Genomic DNA, 22813 nt, shown 5'->3' with positions numbered 1-22813 from the left:
CCGGAAACGTTGCGAAAGCGCAAGCCGGAAAGGCGGACCGGAAACAAGGACAGAAACGCGGACAGAATGCGCGGAAAGCCTGAGGGTGGAAAGCGGTCTCACAACGAACCGCTCGTCACCCGCCCGCACCGGCGAAGTGGTTCCGCATCAACGTCTGCACCGCATCCGGCTCCCCCGCCGCCAGCGCCTCGAGCAACGCCAGGTGGTCGGCCGCGTCCGCGACGAGAGCGGCCCGGCCGCGCCCCGTCGGCCCGCCGACCAACGGCCACTGCGACCGCCGGTGCAGGTCTTCGGCGATGCCGACCAGCTGCTCGTTGCCCGACAGCGCGAGCACCGCGCTGTGGAAGACGCGGTCGGCCTCCGCGTACGTCGCCCGGCAGCCGGTGGCCGCCGCCCGCACGCCGGCCTCCGCGAGGGGCCGCAGCTCGGCCCACCGCTCGGCGGGCACGGTCCGGGCGAGCCGCGTCAGCACGGGCACCTCGAGCAGTGCCCGCACCTCCGCCAGCTCGGCCAGTTCACGGGCTCCCCGCACGATGACCCTGAAGCCTCGGTTCGGCACCACCTCGACGGCGCCCTCCAGCGCGAGCTGCTGCATCGCCTCCCGCACCGGCGTCGCGGACACCCCGAAGCGTTCGCCGAGCACCGGCGCCGAGTAGACCTCGCCCGGCAGCAGCTCCCCCGTCACGAGCGCGGTGCGCAGCGCGTCGAGGATCTGGCCGCGTACCGAGGCGCGCTGGACGACCGGCCGGGGCCGCTGCTCCGGCGGCCGCTCCTGCCGGGCGGAGCCGGGAACCAAGGCCGGCGCCGGAGCCGAGACGGGGGCGGGCCCGGGAACGGGCGCCGGCGCGGGGGCCGCGGCCGGACCCGGGGCGGAGGCCTCGCCGTGCGTGTGTTCCCCGCGCGCCGCGCCCGCGGGACCGCACCGCTCCCGCTCTCCCCTGTCGCCGTACCCGGCAGACCCGGCAGACCCGACGGGCCTGCCGGATCCGGCAGGCCCCGCAGACCCGGCCCGCGACTGCACCGGCACCCGGGCACGGTCGTCGCCCGGCGCCGAAACCGGTCTCCCCGTTCCCGTGGAGCCCTGCGCGCTGTGCTCCACGGTGCCTCCTCCGGCCTTGTCGGTACTTGCGGTCATTGCGGGCGGTTGTTACTCGTCCGTCAAGCACCTTAGGCGCAGTGGCCGTCAGTTCAAATCCCGACGACAGTGATTTAGGTTAGGCTTACCTGAAATCGCTTTCGAAACGGTGGTCCGTCATGCCCCCGGCCTCGTCGGTCATGACCGCGGCCTACGCCCGCCTCACGGAGGCGCTGCCACAGCTGACCGTCACGGAACTCGGCCACGCGGAACCGTTTCCCGAGGGCGCCGGCCGGGTGCGCGCGGCACAGCCGGCGGAGGGCGGACCGGCGCTCGACGCCTTTCTCGCCCGGGACGACGAACAGGTCGTCCGTGACCACGGTCACCGGGCCCGCCCGGACGTGATCGCGGCCTTCGGACTGCACCGGTACGCCTGGCCCGCCTGCCTGCTGATCACCGTCCCCTGGTTCCTGCACCGCCGGGTGCCCCGTCTCCCCGTGACGCACGTCTCGTACGACCGCTCCGACGGCGGCATGCGGATGGCCGTCCGCCTACCGGCTTCCTTCGCCTGCCTGCCCGGCGACCCTGCGGCATCGTTGCCGGGCGCCCGGGCCGTGCCGGACGAGGAGGCGCTGCGGACCGAGGTACGAGCGGCGCTGGCCGAACACCACGAGCCGGTGCTCGCCGCCTTCGGGCCCCGCGCGCGGCGCCGTGGCCGTGCCCTGTGGGGCCTGCTGACGGACGGGGTCGTCGAGGGCCTCTGGCATGTCGCCCGGCTGCTCGGTCCCGGCGAGCGCGAGCGGGCGAGACGGGAACTGGAACTCCTGCTCCCGGGCGCCACCCGCCCCTACGTCGGCTCTGCGGCCTTCCGCGATCTGACCGGCCCGGGCGGCACGTCCGTGCCGACCCGCGACCGGGCGAGCTGCTGCCCGTTCCACACGGTGCGCCCCGAGGACACCTGCGCCACCTGTCCGCGCACCTGCGACGCGGGCCGCGTCACCAAGCTCACTGCTGCCGAAGCCGGTTGACCACCCCTCAGACGCCCGCGAGGATGCCCCGCCGACGAGCCGCCGCGGGACGTCCCGTAAGATCACCCGGACGAGACCGCCCTACGGTTACGAGCGATTCACAACTTTCTCACTCGCCACGGGAACTTTCCGTTGAACCACCCGTACGGGTAGTCTTATTCGAACTCAACTCCCGCCCCTCAAGCGGCAGTTCGAGCAGAACGTCGCCCTGGGCATTCCCTTGCACCTCCTTGGCGGCCTCTTGCCCCGAAACCCCCTGAGGGACGGCGGGATTGGGCCACTATGGCGGGCGTTACGCCCTATCCCAATGCAAGGGACCCCAGATGAGACTGACCGACATATCGCTGAACTGGTTGCTTCCGGGCGCCGTACTGCTCCTGGGCATGCTGGCGGCGGTTGCGGTACTCGCGCGCGGCAAGCGCTCCTCGGGGGCAAGCGCGAGCGCGGACGATTCGTGGGAGCGTACCGAGGAGCGCCGCAGGCGCAAGGAAGCCATATACGGCACCGCCTCCTACGTCCTTCTGTTCTGCTGTGCGGCTGTCGCCGCGGCGCTCTCCTTCCACGGACTGGTCGGCTTCGGCCAGCAGAACCTCGGCCTCACCAACGGCTGGGAATACCTGGTTCCGTTCGGCCTGGACGGCGCCGCCATGTTCTGCTCCGTGCTCGCGGTGCGCGAGGCCAGCCACGGTGACGCGGCGCTCGGCTCCCGGATACTCGTGTGGACGTTCGCCGGCGCCGCGGCCTGGTTCAACTGGGTGCACGCGCCCCGGGGCCTGGGTCACGACGGAGCCCCGCAGTTCTTCTCCGGCATGTCCCTGTCGGCGGCCGTGCTCTTCGACCGTGCGCTGAAGCAGACCCGCCGGGCCGCGCTGCGCGAGCAGGGTCTGGTGCCCCGCCCGCTGCCGCAGATCCGCGTCGTGCGCTGGGTGCGCGCCCCCCGTGAGACGTACAGGGCCTGGTCGCTGATGCTCCTCGAGGGCGTGCGCAGCCTGGACGAGGCCGTCGAGGAGGTCCGCGAGGACAAGGCCCGCAAGGAGGAGACCAAGCTGCGCCGCCGTGAGCAGCAGCGGGTCGAGCGGGCGCAGCTCAAGGCGATCAGCCGCGGTCACGGCCGCTTCCCCGGCCGCGGTGGCGGCGGTGGCGGCGGCCGTCAGGTCGAGGCCCCGGCGGCTCTGGAGCCGGCCACGGCCGAGCGGGTCGCCGCGGAGCCTGCAATAGCGAACTCGGCGGAGCAGCTGCCCCTGCGCTCGCGGCCCTCCCTGCAGCCCGTCCGTCACGGTTCTGAGGCGTCGGCCACCGTCGACCTCACCGCGGAGGACGACACCATGGCCCTGCCGCGCCTGGACTCCCTGGAGCGCAAGCTCAAGGACCTGGAGCAGCAGTTCGGCTGACGGGCAGCCAGATTTCCGGGAAGGGGGCGCGACCGCGACGGTCGCGCCCCCTTCCCGTGCCGGACGACCGGTGCCTCGACGCCGCCTGAGCCCGTCGACCCCTGCGCCGATTCCTGCCGTTTCACGTTCCCCGTTTCCGCCGTTGCGCCGCTTCTGGCCTTACTGCTGTTACTGCTGTTGCGGGACGGCCGTCCCCGCTTCGAGGCTCGACGTTTCAGGCGACTCCGGCTGCCAGCTCGAACCAGACGACCTTGCCCCCGCCCTGCGCCCGTACCCCCCAGGTGTCCGCGAGGGACTCCACCAGGATCAGCCCACGCCCGTGGGTCCCCTCGTCGGGCGTCGGAGCACCCGGGCGGGGTCGGCCGGCCGCGCCGTCCCGGACCTCGACGCGCAGGCCGGACGGCGACACGGTGGCCGTCAGGACCGCGTCGTCGTCGGTGTGCACGAGCGCGTTGGTGACGAGTTCGCTGGTGAGCAGTTCCGCGGTCTCGGAACGGCCGGGCTTGCCCCAGCCCCGAAGCAGCTCCCGCACCGCCCGGCGCGCCTCGGGCACCGCCCGCAGGTCGGCCCGTCCGAGTCGGCGCCTGAGCTGCGATCCCCGGCCCGGTTCCGTCGTGGTCTCGACAGAGTCCTGGCCGGTCTCTCCGGTGCTCTCCGCCTCCCCCGTCCCTCTCGCCCCTCTCGTCCTTCTCGTCATCGAGGTGCCCGCGATCGTTGCCGGACCGCTTCCTCGTGCCTGCCTTTCCATGACCCCCGCCCGCGTGTCGATGTCGGTTCCCCTCCTGCTCGAACACGTTCACGGGGATCCATGCCCGATCGACAACGGGCCAGTCATGTCGAATTGTCAACGACCAGGTGTTCGGCCATGTTCGCGCGACGGAACGGGGGCTCCGGCAGGATTCCCCGCGCCACGGCCGGAACGACGAGGCGGTCCGTCCCGCCGGAACACCGGCCGGGCATCCCACCCGTCCCCGGGGGCGGACATCTCGCGGCCGTGCCCTGCGAGAAACCGCGGCCGCACGCACCGACGGGCCCCGTGCTCGCGCAGGGCCGAACCATGGAGCGGGGACCGTCGCCGGACCCGCACATGCCGGACGAACACGCACCGTAAGACCGGTACAGCCTGTCGCGCCGCGGCCCGGACCTCGAACGGACGTCGGCGGACGTACGGTTCGAAAGCGGTGTCGTATGCCAAAGCACCTGGTCGACGCGTCGGCTCCGATTGCCGGAAAGGCCACTGCGGTTGACGGGAAGGCGGTTACGGAATGCGGTGCGATGTCGGCTGAACCGTCCTCGCCGCCCCGGGAACGGGCGACGGCCCGCCGCGCTCTCCGGCCGAGGAGGACTGAACGGCGGTGGGGGGGGGGTGCCGCGCGGGGGCGCCCCCCCCCCCCCCCGGTCCCCCCCGCCCCGCCCGACAACCCGACCCCCCCCCCCCCCCCCCCCCCCCCCGGCCGCGGCCCGGCCCCCGGCGGCCCCCCCCCCCGGGGGGGCGGGGGGGGGGGGGGGGGGGCGCCCCGGCCCGCCCCCCCCCCCCCACGACCGGTGTCCCGCCGGCCCGTCCGTTCATCCGTACGGCCACCCGCCACCCGCCCTCTCCGGCATCAGGACTACGCGCCTCGGAGACGGCTGACCGCCGGCCCTCGGCATGTGGGCCCACACACCTCTGCCGACCTGGCCGTAGTCGGGGAAGGCGAGTGACAGCTGAGGCCGGGCGCGAGGTTGGCCTGAACCCGGTGGGTCTTGACGGGTCCCCAAACTCCCGGGTGGGTTGCCGTGGGCCTGGCCCTAACCGACCTCGACCCCCGTCGTGCCGATGTGGAAGATCTTGCGACTGTCGCGGGTCATGTCGACGATGAGCCTGGTGGTGTCGCCGCCGCCCCAGGTGAGCGTGACCACAGCCTCCGTGTAGTTCGCCGTTCCGGTGTCGGTGACCTTCCACGCGAGCGGGACGTTCTGCGCCCTGAGGACTCCGTTGGCGTGGTTCGCGACCTCCCAGGCCTTCAACTCCTTCTGGAACGCGGGGGTGAGGTAGTGCTTGCGGAGATCGTCGGCGAGCTTGCCGTCCTCGTCGGTCACCGCGTCGATGTAGGCGCCGTAGAAGTCGGCGATGCGCGTGATGTTGTCGGACGGCTTCCCGCTGACGATGCGCGAGCCGCCGGCGGACGCCTGTGCCGTCACTCCGAGTCCGAGGGCCAGGGCAAGCCCGGCGGCGACGGCCGTGCGGCGCGTGGCGCGCAGCCGGGTCGAGCTCTTGACTCCCGCGGCGGCCTCAACGGTCTGAACGGTCTTGTCGGTCTTGGTGCCCATGTTCATGATCCCCGTATATCTCGCGTGTCTCATATGTCTTGCATGTCGGCATGACGTGCGCGTCTTGGATGTTTTGCGCGCCCTGCCAATTTTGTGTCTTTCAGTTGCCCTATGGTTCTTGCGCGTGCTGATCGGGTGGTCTGTCCGACGGCACGATGCGGTGTGCCTGGTGGCCGGTGGTTGTGCCGGGCCGTCGCCGCTCCCGACCCCCGTGGCGGGAGCGGCGACGGCCCCGGCATTCTCGGTGGCCAGTGATGTGACGCCGACTCTCACGGGACCGGCAGTTCGGGCCGTGCGTGGCGGGCGGGACGTGCCTCGCCGTCCCGTGCCTCGCCGTTCCTCCCAGTGACGTGACGTGCCGCGGTCAGTGCAGCTTGTTGACGGCCGTGACGGTCGTCTTCTTGAAGGCCTTCACCGGGGCGTCGTCGAAGTCGCCCATCTGGCCCCAGTCCACGACCGTGACCGTGGCGCCGTCCCGGCCCACGGAGATGAGGCGGATGTCCGTCGCGCCCCAGGACGTCTCGGTGTGCAGGCCGTAGACGTGGGCGCCCTCCTCGACGTTCAGCTTCCCGTAGTCCTTGAGAGCTGCCTCGACCTCGGGGTCGGCCCGCTCGATACGGACGGGGCAGGACTTGATGTCCTGGTTGATGCGCGCATACCGGCTCTTCGCCGCGCTGACCGTGGCGTGCCTGACGCTGACCTGACGGGCACTCGCGTCGAGGTCCGTACGGAAGTCCCGGTACCAGGAGTTGCGGCCGTCGCCCAGCGCCCTGCCGAGGCAGAAGTCCAGCTCGCCCTGGGGCGAGACGCCGGCGGTGATCCTGCCCGCCGTCCAGGTGGAGCTGGGGTGCGGCGGAAGGTTCGCGGCGGAGAGGAAGCCGGGCCGCTTCGGTGCGGCTGCGCTCGCCGGTGCGGCGAGCGCACCGCCGAGGGCGAGGGCTGCCGCGGATACTGCGGCAAGACGGATGAGCATGTTCGCTCGGGTGCGCTTGGCCATGGATGTCCCCCGTGGGTGAGTGCCTGGATCGATGAGTGCCGTGACTCGGCGAGTGCACGATCGACGAGTACGTGGATCGTGTGCACGCCGATCGGTGAATGCCTGAGTGGAATGCGCGGTCGTGAATGCGCGGTCGTGAAACGCTGGTGCGGTGTCGCTGCGAGGCCGATCCGGTCGGGTCGGCCCTGGTCGGTGCGACACCAAGAGCATCGGCCGTCTCCCCGGCCGACCGCAACGGTCTTCGCCCGATCGGCTGTGGTGGAACCATTCCAGCCCATCTGACGTGCAGGTATACGGGTGCCTGGGATGACCGCCCGGGCCGGACGAGCACGGGGGAACAGTGTCGATCGACGACAGTGCAGGCGAAGTGACCGCGTTCGCGGCGCTCCTGACAGAGTTAAAGGAGCGCACGGAGCGCAGCTACGGCTCCCTCGCCCGCCGGCTGGGCATGAACACGTCGACTCTGCACCGCTACTGCGCGGGGGAAGCGGTTCCACAGGATTTCGCTCCCGTCGAGCGGCTCGCGGAGTTCTGCGGGGCGACGCAGGAGGAACGCCTCGAACTGCACCGGCGGTGGCTGCGAGCGGTGGCGGCACGACAGCGGCCCCGGAGCACGGGGGTGGAAGCGGAATCAAGGGAAACGCCGGCAACTCCGGACGCTGGGTCAACCGACGTACAGCCGGGAAACCGGACACCCCAGACGCCTCGGGAAACAGCGGAAACCCTCGGCCGAGGCACAGCGAGGAAAAACGCGGAAGCAGCAGGCGCAGCGGGAAGCGCGGAAACCCGATCGCAACCGGTTGCCCCGGCTTCCCCCGTGGTGCAGATCCGAAAGCAGCGCGAGCAGCAAGCGTCCTCCCGCCGCTGGTACCGCAATCGGCGTGCCACGGTCCTCGTCGGCGTCGTCTGTGCGCTTCTCGCCACTTTGGGCACGCTCTCCGCGCTGCCGGACGGCGGTCGCCACCCGGGTTCCGTCGATGCGGCCCGCTCCACCGCGCCGGCCTCCGTCACGCCGACCGGGGCGGCCGATCCCCACCGGTCCCCCACTCCCACTGCCTCTTCCTCCGCTTCGCCGACGCCCGCCGCGATCTCGCCCGTCTCCGCGTCCGGCAGCCCCCTTCCGTCACACGGCGCAGCCCAGACCGGCGGCAGGAAGGCGCCCGCGGACACCGGGGTGCCGCTCGCCTGGACGGCCGACTCCCAGGTCTGGGCGCTCGGCTGCGGTCATGACTACGTCATCGACAAGCCGACCGCGCAGGTTCCCCCGCCTCCGACGGAACAGGACGCCGGACCGTGGGCGACGGCCCAGGGCGCGGTGCACGGGCGGGAGACCAACGTGGAGATCTCGGTGCAGGGCCGCAGCTCCACGGCGGTCGTGCTGACGGCGCTGCGCGTACGGGTGGTCGGTCGTGCCGCACCCGCGCCGGGCACGGTGTACGCCATGGACCAGGGTTGCGGCGGCTCGCTCAGCAAGCGTTTCTTCGCGGTCGACCTGGACAAGGACCGTCCCGTGGCGCACTCGGTCGCCGGCAACGACGCGGGCACGCCGATCCCCGCGGTGAGCCTGCCCTACCGCGTGTCGGACAAGGACCCGGAGGTGCTGCTCGTCACGGCGCGGACCGAGAACTGCGACTGCAACTGGTACCTCGAGCTGGACTGGTCCTCCCAGGGCCGCACCGGCACGGTGCGCGTCGACGACCACGGCCGCCCGTTCCGCACGAGCGGCATCAAGGGGCTGCCCCGCTACTGGTACGGCTCGGACGAGGGCGAGCGCCGATGGGTCCCGGCGACCGACTGACCCTGTCGGCGGCGTCGCCGTGAGCATCGAGAGCACCGCCGGAGGGGACCGGCGGACCGACGGCCCGACGGACCGCGTGACCCTACGGAACGCGGTGGGCGGCGCCGCCCACGCGCCGGCGGCTCGCCGCCCCGCCCGGGTGCGCCGTCAGAGACGCGGCACGTTGCGCAGGTTGGAGCGGGCCATCTGCAGCATCCGGCCCACTCCGCCGTCGAGGACGATCTTCGAGGCGGACAGGGCGAACCCGGTCACCATGTCGGCGCTGATCTTCGGCGGGATGGACAGGGCGTTGGGGTCGGTGACGACGTCGACGAGGGCCGGACCCTTGTGCCGGAAGGCGTCCCGCAGGGCTCCGGCCAGCTGTTTGGGCTTCTCGACCCGCACGCCGTGAGCTCCGCAGGCGCGTGCCACGGACGCGAAGTCGGGGTTCTTGTTGGTGGTTCCGTACGAGGGCAGACCGGCGACCAGCATCTCCAACTCCACCATCCCGAGTGAGGAGTTGTTGAAGAGGACGATCTTCACCGGCAGGTCGTACTGGACGAGGGTCAGGAAGTCGCCCATGAGCATGGAGAAGCCACCGTCCCCGGACATCGCGACCACCTGGCGGCGGCGGTCGGTGAACTGTGCGCCGATCGCCATCGGCAGGGCGTTCGCCATCGAGCCGTGGGTGAAGGAGCCGATGACCCGACGGCGGCCGTTGGGCGTGAGGTAACGCGCTGCCCACACGTTGCACATGCCCGTGTCGACCGTGAACACGGCGTCATCGGCAGCCATTTCGTCGAGGACGGCGGCGACGTACTCCGGGTGGATGGGAACGTGCTTCTCCACTTTCCGTGTGTACGCCTTCACCACCCCCTCCAGCGCATCGGCATGTTTCTTCAGCATCCGGTCGAGGAAACGCCGGCTCTCCTTGGCCCGAACGCGCGGAATGAGGCAGCGCAGCGTCTCGCGTACGTCGCCCCACACCGCCAGGTCCAGTCTGGAGCGGCGGCCGAGATGTTCGGGCCGTACGTCGACCTGAGCGATCTTCACGTCGTCGGGGAGAAAGGCGTTGTACGGGAAATCGGTTCCGAGCAGGATCAGCAGGTCGCACTCGTGCGTGGCCTCGTATGCGGCGCCGTAGCCGAGGAGGCCGCTCATGCCGACGTCGTACGGGTTGTCGTACTGGATCCATTCCTTGCCGCGCAGGGCGTGCCCCACCGGGGACTTGATCTTTCCGGCGAACTCCATGACCTCGGCGTGCGCGCCGGCCGTGCCGCTTCCGCAGAAGAGGGTCACCTTGTCGGCGGCGTCGATCATCTCGACGAGCGCGTCGATCTCGGCATCGCCGGGCCGGACGGTGGGCCGGGATGTGACGAGAGCGGTTTCGACGGCCTTCTCGGGTGCGGGCTGATCGGCGATGTCGCCCGGAAGCGACACCACACTGACGCCACTGCGGCCGACCGCGTGCTGAACAGCGGTGTGCAACAGACGCGGCATCTGTTTCGGACTGGAGATCATCTCGCTGTAGTGGCTGCATTCGCGGAACAACTGGTCCGGGTGCGTTTCCTGGAAGTAGCCGAGGCCGATCTCGCTGGAGGGGATGTGGGAGGCGAGGGCGAGGACGGGCGCCATCGAGCGGTGAGCGTCGTAGAGACCGTTGACGAGGTGGAGGTTGCCGGGCCCGCAGGAGCCCGCGCACGCGGCGAGCCTTCCGGTGATCTGCGCTTCCGCGCCGGCGGCGAACGCAGCCGTCTCCTCGTGGCGGACGTGGACCCACTCGACGGCACGGTTGCGGCGCACCGCGTCCACCACAGGGTTGAGGCTGTCGCCCACCACGCCGTAGAGGCGTCGCACGCCCGCACGGGCGAGGATGTCCACGAACTGCTCGGCGACGTTCTGCTTGGCCATGGATGGACGCACCCTTCCGTCACTGCCGGGCTCTCCCCTCCACAGTGGCCTCGGCGTCCCGCTCACGCCTCCCAGACGGCCGCCGCGGTCCGGTCGTCGGCGTAGCCCTTCACCCTCACCTGGATGTCGGCGAGGAAGGCCGCCAGACCGGGCGGAGTGGGGCCCGACCAGCGTCCCGTCAGGTGGGCGGACAGGTCCGGCTCACCGCGCAGGGGGTCGGCGAAGCCCGCGGTGCACATCAGGAGCGTGTCACCCGGACGGGCTACCGAGGCACGGAAGCGGAACGGCTCCCGAGGCGGCTCGGGGGCCGGGTCGTACGGACTCGGGGGCGTCGCGACGCCGAGGTCCATGGTGAGCCGGTCGCCCTCGGGCGTCTCGGCCGGCGGTGAACCGAACCCGACGACGGGCTCGCCTGCGACCTCGCCGACCCGTGGCTCGATGTCCCGCCACACACCGCCGCGCAGCCGGAACAGTCCGCCGCCGCCGACGCCGAAGAACACGCGCGTACGGCATTCGGGGTCGGCGGGCAGGAGGAGGCAGCGCAGTGTCGCCGCGTACTCCTCCGGGGCCAGCCCCTGTTCTGCGGCGCTGGCCCGGAGCCGGCCGAGACTGCGGTCGGTGAGGCGGTGCAGGCCCGACTTCAGGTCGCCGCGCCGGGCCGCGCGGATGTCCTCCGCCAGCCGGACGTGACTGCGGCCCACCGCCCGACCGATCCACTGACACGCCTCGGCGGCCGCCCGGTGCGCTCCCGGCGTCGCCCTCGCGCCGGTCGCCATCGCGACGAGGATCAGCGCATGATCACCCGTGCCGAAGCGGGCGGTGAGAAGAAAGTCGCGGCGCGGCTCCCCCCGATAGCGCGCCGAATCCCCCCGCACGGACACCGCCCGCAACGTGCAGGTCCCGTAGTGGGCCCCGTCCAGGACGGTGTCGGCGACCAGATCGTCCAGTTCGTCCGGATCGGCGGGCGGCAGAGCGGTGGGCTCGGAGTCGTACGTGGGCGGCCCGGAACCGACGTAGTCCTTGAGGGCGACGGGGGGTGGAGGAGGCATGTCGGGGAGTGCGGGAACGGTGGGCGGATGACCGGGTTCGGGCCCGAAATCGGCTCGGGATCGGGGGGCGCCGTCGACGCCGGGTGCGCGCTCGGGTGTCGGCAGCGCCTGCGAGGAGGGCGTGGCCGGGGTGCTCTGGGCACCTGAGGCAGCCGGCGGGTCGCTGACCGCCGGGGGCGCTGCCGTGCCGTCGGCGTGGACGGTCGGGGCGGTCGGAGGCGGCGGGACGTGTGCGGGACGGGGCGGCACCGTGGGCGGCGCGGGGGCGCCGCGTGCGCCGAGCGGTTCGGCGGTGGAGGCCGGTGCCGGGCCGGTGGGCGGCGGCGGGGTGGCGGGCGCAGGCGGCGGGACCGGCGTCGGGGGTCCGGCCTCGGCGGACGCCGTGTCCGGCGACGTGGGAGCGCCGGTCACGGAGGGTCCGTGCCCTGGGGATGGCCGCTCGGCGAATCCCGGCGGCAGCGGGCCGGACGGAAGGTTCGAGGGACGGGGCGGGACGTCGGACGGCGGTTCCCAGGGAGCCCGGTGCCGACCAGGGGAAGCGGCTTCCGAAACGATCTGGGCAGTTTCCCCACCAGGGGCTGCAGCTGCGTCGGCAACCGTTTCCGCATGGAATGAGGTCGCTCCGGGTGCCGTACGCGGGTCGAAAGGCCTTTCCGCGTTGTCGACGGCCGGACCTGTTTCGACAGCGGTTCCCCGCCCCGGCAGCTTCCGCGGATCGCGGCCTGTACCGCCTTCGTCCCCCTCGGCACCGCCTCGCACGGCCGCCTGCCCTGAATCGGGTGGGGCGCCGGGTCCGGAAGTGGTTTCGGCAACGGATTCGTCGGCTGGGTCGGCACCCGGGTGGGAAACCGGTTCGCAACCGTGCTCAGAAACGGGACTCGCACCAGGCGGAGAACCCGCTTGTCCATCTGGCTGCTCAGGGACCAGGTCGGCCCGCGGGTCGGAAAGAGACTCCGCAACGGGCCGGGCGACAGGTCGACCTCGCGGCGGCGGCACCGGGGAACCGGTTGCCGACGGCGTTCCCGCCGTTCCGCCGTCATCCGGCGACGTCCACCAGTCGACTCCCCCACCGGGGCCACTGCGTCCGTCACGCGGAGCCGGCACGGGGCTCACACTGCGGGACCCGGACGAGAACCCGCCGCCAGGCCCGGCCCCGTGCACCTTCCCGGGCCCGGCTCCGTGCGCGCTCCCGTACCCGCCGCCGTACACCGCGTCCGCGCTGTACACCGCGTCCGCGCCGTCCGCCGCACGGCCGGCACCGCCCGTACGGCTCCCCTCGCCCGCGTCTCCCGTATCGCCCGGACGACCGGCGCCGCGAGCGGCGCCCTCACCGCCTGAGGAGCCTCCGCCGCCCGTGCCCCCGCCCTCTCCCCTGTCCGCCCCCTCCGCCGCGCCCGCGGAGCGCACCGCTCCCGCAGCCGAGGCGAAACGGTCGTCCAGGGAGTCGGCGGCGGGTGCGGGTCCGGTGTCCTCGGTGGCGTCGTCGTACAGCTGCCCCCACCAGTCGTCCTCGTGACCGGTGGGCCTTCCCCCCTGCTGACTCATGCCCCCGATTGTCCACCGCGCGGGCCGTAGGAAAACGGGGCATCCGCAAAATCCGTCCCGGCCGATCGAGTCGACCGGCACGCCGGGCGAAGCTCTGCACACCAGTGCGACCGATGGGGGCAGAAGTCGCCGGACGGTTCCACCCCCCACGGGAGAACCGTCCGGCGACATGGGTGACCCGGGCTCGTATCCCCTGTGCGCCCCTGCGCGCGTCAAGAGTCCGGATCACGCTTGTCGGAGACCTCGGAGCACGGTTCGACGACCGGCCGTTCCGGGTCTGCACGGCGTTTCCGGAACTCCTCTGTGGATTCAGTGGATGATCACGGGATTCCGCCGTCGCCCACACCTTGGCAGAGTGACCGACGGTACGGCGATGATGTACGACGGCGGGTTTACGCCGTGGCCGTTTCCCGCCACTCACGGGGGCGCGCATCGCACAGAGACCGCCAGAAACACTCAAGAAACGCGGGAAACGAGAGGGAGGGCCGGCACCTGATGCTGAGAGCGATAGGGCTCGACGAGACGCACGAGTCGGCATACCGGGAGCTGGTGTCCGTCGGCGCGGCCGACGTACCCCACCTCGCACGCCGACTGACCCTCGGCGAGCACGACACCGAACGCGCACTGCGCAGGCTGGAGCGGCACGGCCTGGCCGCCCAGTCCTCGGGCCGTCCCGGACGCTGGGTCGCCGCTCCCCCGGGCGTCGCCCTGGGCGCCCTGCTCACCCAGCAGCGTCACGAACTGGAGAAGGCCGAGCTGACGGCGGCGCAGCTCGCCGAGGAGTACCGGGCGACCTCGACCGAGCCGGCGGCGCACGATCTGGTCGAGGTGGTGACGGGCGCAGCCGCCGTCGCCCAGCGCTTCCTGCAGATCCAGCTGGGGGCGAGCCACGAGGTGTGCGCCCTGGTCACCGGCACCACGGTGGCCGTGCCCGGCAGTGAGAACGACGCGGAGAAACAGGCCACCGCCCGCGGGGTGCGCTACCGCGTCGTCCTGGAGCGGGCCGTGCTCGACCAGCCCAACGGCATGACGGAGGTGACCGCGGCGCTGGACCGGGACGAGCAGGTGCGGGTGGTGGACGAGGTGCCGACGAAACTGGTCGTCGCCGATCGTTCGCTCGCGCTCGTGCCGTTGAACGCCGGTTCGGCCGAGCCCGCCGCACTGGTGGTCCACGCCAGCGGGCTGCTCGAGCTGCTGTCCGGCCTGTTCGAGTCGGTGTGGCAGGTCGCGTTGCCGCTGCGCTGCGGTGCGCTCGGTGTCGCCGAGCAGGCGCCGGACGGTCCCGACGCCGCCGACCTGGAGATCCTCTCCCTGCTGCTCGCCGGGATGACCGATGCCAGCGTGGCCAAGCAGCTCGACCTGGGACTGCGGACGGTGCAACGCCGTGTGAAGGGGCTGATGGAGCTGACCGGGGCGTCGACGCGGCTGCAGCTGGGCTGGCACGCCTACGAGCGCGGCTGGGTGACCCGCGAGCGCTGACCGCGGCAACGCTCCCCGCACCACCTCTTGACCTGCGCGTTCTTTCGGCCTCGGGCACTCTGGGCAGATGGGAGTGTGGGAACTCCTGCTGGTCGGACTGGTTGTTCTGCTCGGCCTGTGCGGAGTGCTGGTGCCCGGCGTGCCGGGGTCGTGGCTGGTGTGGGCCGCGATCTGGTGGTGGGCGCTGGAGGATCCGCAGCCGGTGGCCTGGGCCGTGCTGGTGGGCGCCACGGTGGCCCTCTTCGTGTCTCAGGTGGTGCGCTGGTCCCTGCCTCCGCGTCGGCTGCGCGAGAGCGGCGCGACCCCCCGGATGGCGGTGTACGCCGGACTCGGCGCGTTCCTCGGCTTCTTCCTGATCCCCGTGCTCGGTGCCGTCCCGGGCTTCATCGGCGGCATCTATCTCTCCGAACGCCTTCGCCTGGGCCGTCACGGCGAAGCGCGGGCCGCCCTGCGCCGAGCGATGCGCTCGGGCGGCTCCAGCGTCCTCGTGGAACTGTTCACCTGCCTGCTGATCATGGGCGCATGGTTGGGCGCGGTGCTGTGGGGTTGACGCCCCGGCCCGGTGCCCGCGCCACGCGGTCCACAAGGCCGCACCGTGCGGACCACGCCGCGCGAACCGCACCGTGCGGACCACGCTGTGCGCAGCGCACCGTGCGGACCACGCTGTCGCAGCGCGCCGTCCGACGCGAGACCTCGGACGGTCCTGGGCTCGACGCCCCCGCAGTTGCTGCGCAACAGCCCTGCGGACCGCACCGAGGGCGCGACCTCGCTTCGCCGGCCTGGACGGGCGGACTCGCGACGCCGGCACGGCGGACACGACCCGGCGGGCACGACCCGGTCGTCACCCCTCGGCGGCGTCAACCGGCAGACCCCAGGGGGTCAGAGCCGCGCCGGGAGCGAACGCTCCAGCGTCAGCAAGCGCACCTTGCGGTCGAGGCCTCCGGCGTAGCCGGTCAGGGAGCCGTCGGCGCCGATGACCCGGTGGCACGGGCGCACGATGAGCAGCGGGTTCGCCCCGACTGCCCCTCCGACGGCCCGTACAGCCATCCGCGACGCACCGAGCCGGGCGGCGACATCGCCGTATGTCGTGATCGCGCCGTACGGGACGGAGTCGAGCGCGGCCCACACGCGCTCGCGGAACGCGGTGCCCTCAGCGCGCAGCGGCAGCCGGAACTCCGTCAGCTCCGCGGCGAAGTAGGCGGCAAGCTGTTCCTCGGCCGAACGGAAGGGCCCGCGGTCGTTCCGCCAGTCCTCCTGGACGGTTCGTCCGCCCTTCTGCCCGGGCACGGAGAGGCTGGTCAGCGCGCCGTCGGCGTCCGCGGTGAGCAACAGGGAGCCGAGCGGGCTCTCCACCCGCGCCCAGTACGTCGGACCGTTCGTCGTCGAGCCCGGTCGGCCTGCCCGTCCTGCCCGGCCTGCCCGGCCTGCCCCATTCACCCGATTTGACCGCCCTGCCGGCCGCACGGTTTCTACGCTTTCTGCGTTTCGTGCATTCTCGACATCGTTGGCGGTTTCTACGTTTTCTGCAGTTTCTGCCGATTCCATGTTTTCCACGGTCTCTACGGTTTCTGAGGTTTCTGTGGTTTGCCGGAGGCGTCCGGTTCTCGCCGGAAACAGCGAGGGCGACGGATTCATCGGGTGGGTCGGTTCCATCGGGTACGTCGGCTCCGTCGAGTATGTCGGTTCGGCCGAGACGGTCGAACGGGTCATCGTTCCTCCGCGGCGCGCAGGTGGTGCACGGCGTACGTGCGCCAGGGGCGCCAGGTGTCGGGCGCCTCCACAGCGGGTGGTGCCACGTCGGGGTCGCCGAGGGCACGGGCCCGGATCTCCGCGACCGTGCCCACCTCCAGGCCGGGAAGGGCGGACAGCGCTTGCTGCACGTCGTCCCGGTCCGCGCCGGCGTCGAGGCGTACGGTGCCGTGGGCGAGGGCGGCGGCGAGCGCGCCCAGACGGCCTCCGGGCTCGGCCTCCGCCACGACGGCGGGCTCGGGAAAGAGTCGGGTGAGGGATCCGCAGGGTGCGTCGAGAACTTTGCCGTAAGCGTGTGCGAGTCTTTCGGACTCCGTTCGTCCCACGAGGGCCCGCATCGCGTACTCCTCCGGGTCCGCCGCTCCCGGCGCACGCAGCCCGGGCCGCGCGGCGACCAGCGGGGCGAGTCGTGGATCCGCGCCCAGCCGCTCGTCGACGGCGTAGGGGTCGGCGTCCAGATCGAACAGCCGCCGCAGCCGCTGTACGGCGGTGGTGAGATCGCGGAGGTCGGTGAGGTGCAGCCGCGCGTCGAGCCAGCCGCCGGGGTGCACGGCCGACGCCCGGCCGGGGTTTCCCGCGCCTCCCGCGAGCCCGCCCGACCGCTCGTTCAAGGCGGCGATCCCGGTGCCGTACGGCAGCCGCAGCGTACGGCGGTACGTGCGGCGGCCCGCCGGGCCGCTCACCTCCTCCACCCCGGCCACCGCCTGCCGGTGCAGCAGGTCGAACACGGCGGCGGAGTGGTACGGCCCGCGGTGGGCGAGCCGCAGCGGAATCCCGGCGGAAGGGGTGGCGGCGGACGGGTCGATGCCGTGACCGGTCGTGCGCCCCGCGGCCCGCAGTTCGGTCGGAGTGGACGCGTACACGGCCCGAACGGTGTCGTTGAACTGGCGCACACTGGCGAAGCCGGACGCGAAGGCGATCTCGGTGATCGGCAGGCCGGTCGTCTGCAGCAGGATCCGCGCGGTGTGTGCGCGCTGCGCCCGGGCGAGGGCGACCGGTCCCGCGCCCAGTTCGGCGGTGAGCTGACGCTGGATCTGACGTGCGCTGTAGCCGAGCCGTGCGGCGAGCCCGGTGACTCCTTCCCGGTCGACGACTCCGTCACCGATCAGCCGCATGGCCCGGCCGACGACGTCGGCACGCACGTTCCAGTCCGCCGATCCCGGGACGGCGTCCGGCCGGCACCGCCGGCAGGCCCGGAAGCCGGAGCCCTGCGCGGCGGCGGCCGTCGCGAAGAAACGCACGTTACGGCGTTTCGGCGTCACGGCGGGGCAGCTGGGCCGGCAGTAGATGCCGGTGGTCTCGACGGCGAAGAAGAACTCGCCGTCGAACCGGGCGTCCCTGCTGCGAACCGCCTCGTAACGGTTTTCCTGGTCCGTCATGGGTCCCAGTCTTCGCCCCTGACGGCGACCCTGCTAGCGGAAATCGGACGTGGCACTGGAGGACAGGAAACGGCGGAAACAGTCACCGGTCGGCTGGTCGGCCGACGCGGACAGACGTCTCGCACCGAGACGGGAAACCTGTTTCGGCCATGGAAATCCCGTTACCGCCAGCCCTCACGTCCGGCATCGTCCTGCCGTCGCCCCCACCGAAGGCCGGACGTCCGGCGCCTCCAAGCGCGCCGTCACCGAGGGGGAGCCGGACGCCACGGACCGCGGCCGCGTTTGGCATCCGCGGCCGCCCGGCCCTCGGCCTGCCTGCGCTTCCAGTCGTGCCGGAAGTCGGCGCGCAGCCGGGCGTCGGACTTGGCGACGATCCACTGGTTCTCACGGACGAGTTTGCGGTAACTCTCCAGCCGCCGTTGGGAGAGTTCCCCGTCGTCGACGGCCGCCCGCACCGCGCACCCCGGCTCGGACTCGTGCGCACAGTCGTGGAAGCGGCAGCCCCGTGCGAACTCCTCGATCTCCGAGAAGACGCGGCCGACCCCGGTGCCGGCGTCGAAGAGGCCGACGCCGCGCAGACCGGGCGTGTCGATGAGGACGCCCCCGCCGGGCAGCGGCAGCAGGTTGCGGGTCGTGGTGGTGTGCCGCCCCTTGCCGTCCTGGTCACGAATGGCCTGAACGCCCATCACGTCGGCGCCCACCAGAGCGTTCGCGAGCGTCGACTTGCCCGCTCCGGACGCCCCGAGCAGCACGGAGGTGCCGTGCCCCAGGAGGTCGGCCAGCTCCTCGACGCCCTCGCCCGCGCGGGCGCACACGGTGAGCACGGGCACTCCGGGAGCGCCGGCCGTGACGTCCTCGACGAGGTGGGACAGCGCTACCGGGTCGGGCACCAGGTCGGCTTTGGTGAGCACGACGACGGGCTGCGCGCCCGACTCCCAGGCCAGCGCCAGGAAGCGTTCGATCCGGCCGAGGTCGAGCTCGACGGCGAGCGACATCGCGACGACGGCGTGGTCGACGTTGGCGGCGAGGATCTGCCCCTCGGACCGCTTGGAGGAGGTGGAGCGCACGAAGGCGGTACGGCGCGGCAGGAGCGTGCGGACATACCGCGGATCCCTGCCCTCGGGATCGACGGCGGCCCAGTCCCCCGTGCACACGACCTTCATCGGGTCGTGAGGAACGACGAACTCGGTGTCGGCTCGGACGACGCCGGCCTCGGTGACGACGTCGCACAGACCGCGGTCGACGCGTACGACACGGCCCGGCAGGAGCCCCTGTGCGGCGTGCGGAGCGAACGCGGCCGCCCAGTCCTCGTCCCAGCCGTACGGGGCGAGCGGATGCGGTGCAACCGCTGTCACAACGGAAACCGCCGGCAAGGAAGAAACAGATTCCGAAGAACCGGTCACCGCAGAAGAGGCCGCGGGTGCGGAACCCGGATGTGCGGAAGTCGACGTAGGGGACACCTCGGAGCCGGAGCCGGAGCCGGACGCAGATGCGGAGGAAGCCGGAGAAACGGGGAAAGACAAGGAAAACCCTTCACAGGACGGTCCCGGCCGTGTCCGCGTTGCGAAAACGCTTACCCGCGCGAAGCGGAGCGGAAGGATGTCAGCCGGAGACCACGGAGGTGGTGTGAACGATCGTCTGGTCGCTGCGGGCAGCGTCCTTCGAGGCGACAGTCATGGGTCACACCTCCGTTTCATGTCCGTGGGGCAGCGGCGGCGGCCGGCCGCGCGCAAGGCTCACTCAGGATAGGGACGCCCCCGGGCCGGAGCCACTCATTTTTTCGGCGGCCTTCCACGGGCGCCGCGCCCGCGGTCGCCCCGTCGGCCGTCCGGCTCCCGTCCCACCGGCCCCGGCAGGGCGCGGAGTCCAGCCGCCGCCCTGCGACCGGGTGGCCCCCCGGCCGCGCTCACCCGTCACTCCGCAGCCGGCACGGTCACCCCCAGCGACCGACCGGCGCGCCCGGCAGTCGGCACGGTCACCGCAGCCGCGGCCGGCGCCTGCGCGCCGGCCGCCTGCGCTCACTTCCCCGCGCACTCCTGCCCGTTGAGGGCGAACGCGTACGGCGCGGTGTTCTTCCCCTTCCACGAGGCGAGGAACCCGAAGGTGAGGGTGCCGTTCGCCCCGACCGTCCGGTTGTAGTCGGCCGCGGTGGCGGTGACGCGGGAGCCGTCCTGGGCGAGGCTCGCGTCCCACATCTGGTCGACCCGCTGACCGTCGCGGAAGGACCAGGCCACCTGCCAGGCGTCGAGGGCATGGGCCGTGGTGACGGTGACGGTGGCCTGGAATCCGTCCGGCCACTGGTTGACCAGGTCGTACTGGACCTCGCACGCCGGGTCTCCCGCGTCGCCCCCCGCTCCGGCAGTGGCCGAGGAGGTGCCCTGCGGCTCGGGGTCGGGCTTGGCGTCGTCGTCCTTCCCCTTCGTCGGCGAGGCGCTGGCCGAGGCCTTCGGGCCGGACGAGGACGGCGCCGCCGAGCTGGCGGGCGCGGCGGACGGCACCCGCGCACCCGGACCGGCGACCGGCGTGCTGTCCGTAGGGCCTGCCTTGACGATGCTGTCGCCGCCGCTGTCGCCGGGCATCATCGACACGGCGAGCGCGAGCCCGGAGACGAGGACGGCGGTGACGAGAAGTCCGTTGCGCCGCACCCGTGCCTTGTTCGCGGCGGCCCGGGCGGCCGCTCCCTCGGGGTCCGGCGCGGCCGGGCCGCCGCCGAGGCGCACTTCGGCGGCGCGTCGGCGGCGTTCCAGGTAGGCGAGGCCGCCCCAGCCGATCACGCCCTGGGCGAGGGCGGCGGGCAGTCCTCCGCCGTGCAACCGCAGACAGGCCGCGGCCTCCGCGCATTCCACGCAGGTGGCGAGGTGCCGGGAGAGGTCGGGCGGCGTGTCGGCGGCGGGTGAGCGGGTGACGGCGTCCAGGAGCCGCACGTAGCTGCGGCACTCCGCGTCCATCGGGGTGTCGAGATGGTTGCGGTGACAGCGGTCTCGAAACAGACCGCGAACCTCGTTGAGCTCTTCCACCGCGCCGGACTGGTCCAGGCCCTGGCGGCGGACGACGGCCTGCAGCGGCAGCGCCTCCACCTCCGCCAGCCACAGCAGCGCGGCGTCGGGCTCTTGCATGTCGCGCAGGCCGCGCAGGGCGATGGGACGGCTCAGCGGCGGCCCGACGTACCGTGCGGCCTTGTCGGAGTTGAGCCACAGGCGCAGGTCGGGGTCGAGTTTGTGGCCCTGGCCCTGGGCCTCCCAGGCGGCCGCCGTGGCGCGCACGGCGGTCAGCAGCAGGGGGATCCTGGGCAGCCTGGACGAGCGGCGGCCGGCGCCTCGCGCGGTGCCGGACTCGGCGGCGCGGGCCTCGCGTATGCCGAGTGCGAACGCCTCACGGGCCAGTTGGTTCGCCGCGGTCGAGCCGGACGTGCACAGGTCCGCGTACGACAGGACGGCGTCCCAGCACTCGGAGAACAGTGCGGCCTCAGCGGCGTCCTTCGGGGTCGGCAGGTCGGGCATGGGTCTCCTGCATCCACAAGCAAGGTCAACTCACCATGACGGCAATGGAGTTGGGGGGAACCTCGCGGCAGGGGCAGAGCTTTTCACGTTACCGACACAACTGACAAGCGCCCTGTTCAGATGTCATGTGAAGACAGTAGGACAGGGAGAAGAAGGCGGCCGCGCCCGTCACTCCGGTCAGTGGTACGGACGCGGGCGGCCGTGTGTTCAACGCCGAGCGGTGTTTTTTCTCCATCGGCTGCGCGGACTATACGGTCGCCGCGTCCTGAGCCGGAAGACTGTCCATGAAGGAACTCACGGAGAAGACGGCGCGGCCGGGTCCGGGCGGGCCGTAGCCGGGAGGCGACGAGAGCCCGAACTCGTCCATGGCGGCACGGTAGGCCTGCAGCAACCGGATGTGGTACTCCAGCGGCGCGCCCTGCGGGTTGGCCTTGCCGAGCGGCGTCGTGGGCTCCGGGCACCAGGTGGTGAAGCGGGGCGTGATGCCGTGCGACATGAAGAAGCGCAGCCCCTCGGTCGTGGAGGCGATGGCCTCGTCGACGGTCGTGAAGCCGAACGGCTCGGCCATCTCGACCCCCGCGACGAAGTTGGGGATGACGTTGCGCGCGCCGAAGACGTCCGCCGAGTCGAGGATCCGCCGGTGCCACTCGTCGCGGCCGACGTAGCGTTCCTTGCCCGGGCAGTACAGCTCGAACAGACGGCGGTCCCACACCTCGTAGTTGGGGTGGTAGATCTGCACCCCGTAGTCCTTGAAGCGCTGGACGTCGTCGCGGGGCAGCGCCTGGGCGACGACCTTGCCGATCCAGCGGCCCGGGAAGCGCTCCTCGATGGCCTTGGCGTAGCGGCCGTAGAAGTCGGCCTCGTCGCGCCCGCCGACGGTCTTGGTGATGGCGCCGCCGGTGAGCGTGTAGGCGGTGGAGGTCTTCTGGGTGTCGTAGCGGTCGATGATCTCCAGTGCCTCGAGGACCTCGTCGACGTCCTTGACGCCCGTGTAGGGGCGGCCGGCCGCCTTGTGCTGACGCCAGTTGTGGTTGATGTCGCAGTACTGGCACTCCTCCTTGGCGCCGAAGTACTGACACACCCGGAAAACGGTCAGATAGATGAGATAGCCCCACTGGATGGTGGGCGCGACCTCCATGACGGACTTCCCGCTGGAGAGTTTGTGCCGGTAGTACTCCGGCATCGGCGGCGCCCCGACGTCGGCGATGCGACGGCCGTCGAGGTAGAGCCCGAGCAGCCCTTCGCCGTCCGCGGCGACGCGGTAGGGCGAGGACGGGTTCACCCGGACCGAGACGACCGTGCGCCGCAGGTCGTACGGGCCTCCGGTGAGGATGATCTCCTCCGGCGGGCGACGCAGCGCGGCCTCGCCGAGCTCGGGCAGGGTGCCGTGGTCGAAGGAGAAGATGAAGTAGGACTTCGGCTTGACCTCGCCCGACTCGTTGTCGCTGAGCGCCGAGGGGTCGAAGGCCACGCCTCCGCGCAGCAGGTCCTCCTTGAAGACGGCCTCCCGCGGAACATGCGGAAACCGCTCCATCAGATCCTCGACCAGCGCGGTACGGCTGCCCATCCGTCTCTCCTCCCGGCTCAGGCGTACGACTCCTCACGGTATGCCCAGGCCGGCGC

At 72.0% G+C, this 22813-nt stretch carries 17 protein-coding genes and 1 pseudogene; 7 read left to right on the top strand and 11 right to left on the bottom strand.

The features are described from left to right. Positions 1-115 precede the first annotated feature (115 nt). A complete protein-coding gene (locus ACH4ZA_RS04925) occupies positions 116-1099 on the bottom strand; it encodes a GntR family transcriptional regulator (protein WP_398428245.1) in 984 nt (327 codons plus the stop codon). Positions 1100-1254: 155 nt separating this feature from the next. Here ACH4ZA_RS04925 and ACH4ZA_RS04920 point away from each other — a divergent pair, with 155 nt between their 5' ends. Beyond that, on the top strand, positions 1255-2103 hold the full coding sequence (locus ACH4ZA_RS04920) for a (2Fe-2S)-binding protein (RefSeq protein ID WP_398428045.1): 849 nt from the start codon (positions 1255-1257) through the stop codon (positions 2101-2103). A gap of 323 nt (positions 2104-2426) precedes the next feature. Further along, entirely contained in the window at positions 2427-3494 is a 1068-nt protein-coding gene (locus ACH4ZA_RS04915) for a DUF2637 domain-containing protein (protein ID WP_398428043.1), read from the top strand. A gap of 214 nt (positions 3495-3708) precedes the next feature. On the opposite strand, the gene ACH4ZA_RS04910 is transcribed toward ACH4ZA_RS04915, so the two are convergent. The 3 genes from ACH4ZA_RS04910 to ACH4ZA_RS04900 all read right to left on the bottom strand — a co-directional run bounded on the left by ACH4ZA_RS04910 (position 3709) and on the right by ACH4ZA_RS04900 (position 6801). Next, positions 3709-4191: an ATP-binding protein gene (locus ACH4ZA_RS04910; protein ID WP_398428042.1), complete on the bottom strand. Its 483-nt coding sequence runs from the start codon at positions 4189-4191 to the stop codon at positions 3709-3711. Positions 4192-5282: 1091 nt separating this feature from the next. Next, positions 5283-5804 carry a hypothetical protein gene (locus tag ACH4ZA_RS04905; protein WP_398428041.1) on the bottom strand — a complete coding sequence of 174 codons (522 nt, stop codon included), beginning with the start codon at positions 5802-5804 and terminating at the stop codon, positions 5283-5285. 364 nt (positions 5805-6168) lie between these two features. Beyond that, the gene (locus ACH4ZA_RS04900; protein ID WP_398428040.1) at positions 6169-6801 is read right to left on the bottom strand and encodes a hypothetical protein; all 633 of its coding nucleotides are present in this window, start codon (positions 6799-6801) and stop codon (positions 6169-6171) included. 340 nt (positions 6802-7141) lie between these two features. Here ACH4ZA_RS04900 and ACH4ZA_RS04895 point away from each other — a divergent pair. Further along, positions 7142-7306: pseudogene (locus ACH4ZA_RS04895) on the top strand (helix-turn-helix domain-containing protein); the annotation flags it as partial. A gap of 312 nt (positions 7307-7618) precedes the next feature. Continuing rightward, complete coding sequence (locus tag ACH4ZA_RS04890; RefSeq protein WP_398428244.1) at positions 7619-8599, top strand: hypothetical protein; 981 nt, start codon at positions 7619-7621, stop codon at positions 8597-8599. Between the two features lie 147 nt (positions 8600-8746). Here the strand turns inward: ACH4ZA_RS04890 and ACH4ZA_RS04885 are convergent, their stop codons facing one another. Then, complete coding sequence (locus tag ACH4ZA_RS04885; RefSeq protein WP_398428038.1) at positions 8747-10489, bottom strand: pyruvate dehydrogenase; 1743 nt, start codon at positions 10487-10489, stop codon at positions 8747-8749. 62 nt (positions 10490-10551) lie between these two features. Then, positions 10552-12093, bottom strand: a complete 1542-nt coding sequence (locus ACH4ZA_RS04880; protein ID WP_398428243.1) for a protein phosphatase 2C domain-containing protein — start codon at positions 12091-12093, stop codon at positions 10552-10554. 600 nt (positions 12094-12693) lie between these two features. Here ACH4ZA_RS04880 and ACH4ZA_RS04875 point away from each other — a divergent pair. The 3 genes from ACH4ZA_RS04875 (at position 12694) to ACH4ZA_RS04865 (ending at position 15112) form a co-directional block, all read left to right on the top strand. Beyond that, entirely contained in the window at positions 12694-12876 is a 183-nt protein-coding gene (locus ACH4ZA_RS04875) for a hypothetical protein (protein ID WP_398428037.1), read from the top strand. 702 nt (positions 12877-13578) lie between these two features. Further along, entirely contained in the window at positions 13579-14562 is a 984-nt protein-coding gene (locus ACH4ZA_RS04870) for a helix-turn-helix domain-containing protein (RefSeq protein ID WP_398428035.1), read from the top strand. Positions 14563-14629: 67 nt separating this feature from the next. Continuing rightward, positions 14630-15112 carry a DUF456 domain-containing protein gene (locus tag ACH4ZA_RS04865; RefSeq protein ID WP_398428033.1) on the top strand — a complete coding sequence of 161 codons (483 nt, stop codon included), beginning with the start codon at positions 14630-14632 and terminating at the stop codon, positions 15110-15112. Between the two features lie 329 nt (positions 15113-15441). Here ACH4ZA_RS04865 and ACH4ZA_RS04860 read toward each other — a convergent pair whose 3' ends face one another. The 5 genes from ACH4ZA_RS04860 to ACH4ZA_RS04840 form a co-directional block, all read right to left on the bottom strand. After that, positions 15442-15915 carry a methylated-DNA--[protein]-cysteine S-methyltransferase gene (locus ACH4ZA_RS04860; protein ID WP_398428032.1) on the bottom strand — a complete coding sequence of 158 codons (474 nt, stop codon included), beginning with the start codon at positions 15913-15915 and terminating at the stop codon, positions 15442-15444. A 353-nt stretch (positions 15916-16268) separates the two neighbouring features. After that, positions 16269-17690: a DNA-3-methyladenine glycosylase 2 family protein gene (locus tag ACH4ZA_RS04855; RefSeq protein ID WP_398428031.1), complete on the bottom strand. Its 1422-nt coding sequence runs from the start codon at positions 17688-17690 to the stop codon at positions 16269-16271. A gap of 242 nt (positions 17691-17932) precedes the next feature. Continuing rightward, positions 17933-19045: a ribosome small subunit-dependent GTPase A gene (gene rsgA / locus ACH4ZA_RS04850; RefSeq protein ID WP_398428030.1), complete on the bottom strand. Its 1113-nt coding sequence runs from the start codon at positions 19043-19045 to the stop codon at positions 17933-17935. 663 nt (positions 19046-19708) lie between these two features. Beyond that, positions 19709-21190, bottom strand: coding sequence for a cellulose binding domain-containing protein (locus tag ACH4ZA_RS04845; RefSeq protein WP_398428029.1), 1482 nt, complete (start codon positions 21188-21190; stop codon positions 19709-19711). Positions 21191-21437: 247 nt separating this feature from the next. After that, on the bottom strand, positions 21438-22757 hold the full coding sequence (locus ACH4ZA_RS04840; RefSeq protein WP_398428028.1) for a radical SAM protein: 1320 nt from the start codon (positions 22755-22757) through the stop codon (positions 21438-21440). Positions 22758-22813: the final 56 nt, after the last annotated feature.

The organism is Streptomyces sp. NPDC020597 (genome assembly GCF_044335095.1).
GTDB lineage: Bacteria > Actinomycetota > Actinomycetes > Streptomycetales > Streptomycetaceae > Streptomyces.
The sequence above is the reverse complement of the archived record's forward strand: the minus strand, read 5'-3'. Positions and strand labels throughout refer to the sequence as shown.

Excerpts from the sequence above, each read along its gene's own strand:
- ACH4ZA_RS04855 (WP_398428031.1), bottom strand. The coding sequence starts at position 17,690 with ATGACGGACCAGGAAAACCGTTACGAGGCGGTTCGCAGCAGGGACGCC.
- ACH4ZA_RS04865 (WP_398428033.1), top strand. The coding sequence starts at position 14,630 with ATGGGAGTGTGGGAACTCCTGCTGGTCGGACTGGTTGTTCTGCTCGGC.
- ACH4ZA_RS04905 (WP_398428041.1), bottom strand. The coding sequence starts at position 5,804 with ATGGGCACCAAGACCGACAAGACCGTTCAGACCGTTGAGGCCGCCGCG.
- ACH4ZA_RS04845 (WP_398428029.1), bottom strand. The coding sequence starts at position 21,190 with ATGCCCGACCTGCCGACCCCGAAGGACGCCGCTGAGGCCGCACTGTTC.
- ACH4ZA_RS04885 (WP_398428038.1), bottom strand. The coding sequence starts at position 10,489 with ATGGCCAAGCAGAACGTCGCCGAGCAGTTCGTGGACATCCTCGCCCGT.
- ACH4ZA_RS04910 (WP_398428042.1), bottom strand. The coding sequence starts at position 4,191 with ATGACGAGAAGGACGAGAGGGGCGAGAGGGACGGGGGAGGCGGAGAGC.
- ACH4ZA_RS04915 (WP_398428043.1), top strand. The coding sequence starts at position 2,427 with ATGAGACTGACCGACATATCGCTGAACTGGTTGCTTCCGGGCGCCGTA.
- ACH4ZA_RS04920 (WP_398428045.1), top strand. The coding sequence starts at position 1,255 with ATGCCCCCGGCCTCGTCGGTCATGACCGCGGCCTACGCCCGCCTCACG.
- ACH4ZA_RS04870 (WP_398428035.1), top strand. The coding sequence starts at position 13,579 with ATGCTGAGAGCGATAGGGCTCGACGAGACGCACGAGTCGGCATACCGG.
- ACH4ZA_RS04900 (WP_398428040.1), bottom strand. The coding sequence starts at position 6,801 with ATGGCCAAGCGCACCCGAGCGAACATGCTCATCCGTCTTGCCGCAGTA.
- ACH4ZA_RS04840 (WP_398428028.1), bottom strand. The coding sequence starts at position 22,757 with ATGGGCAGCCGTACCGCGCTGGTCGAGGATCTGATGGAGCGGTTTCCG.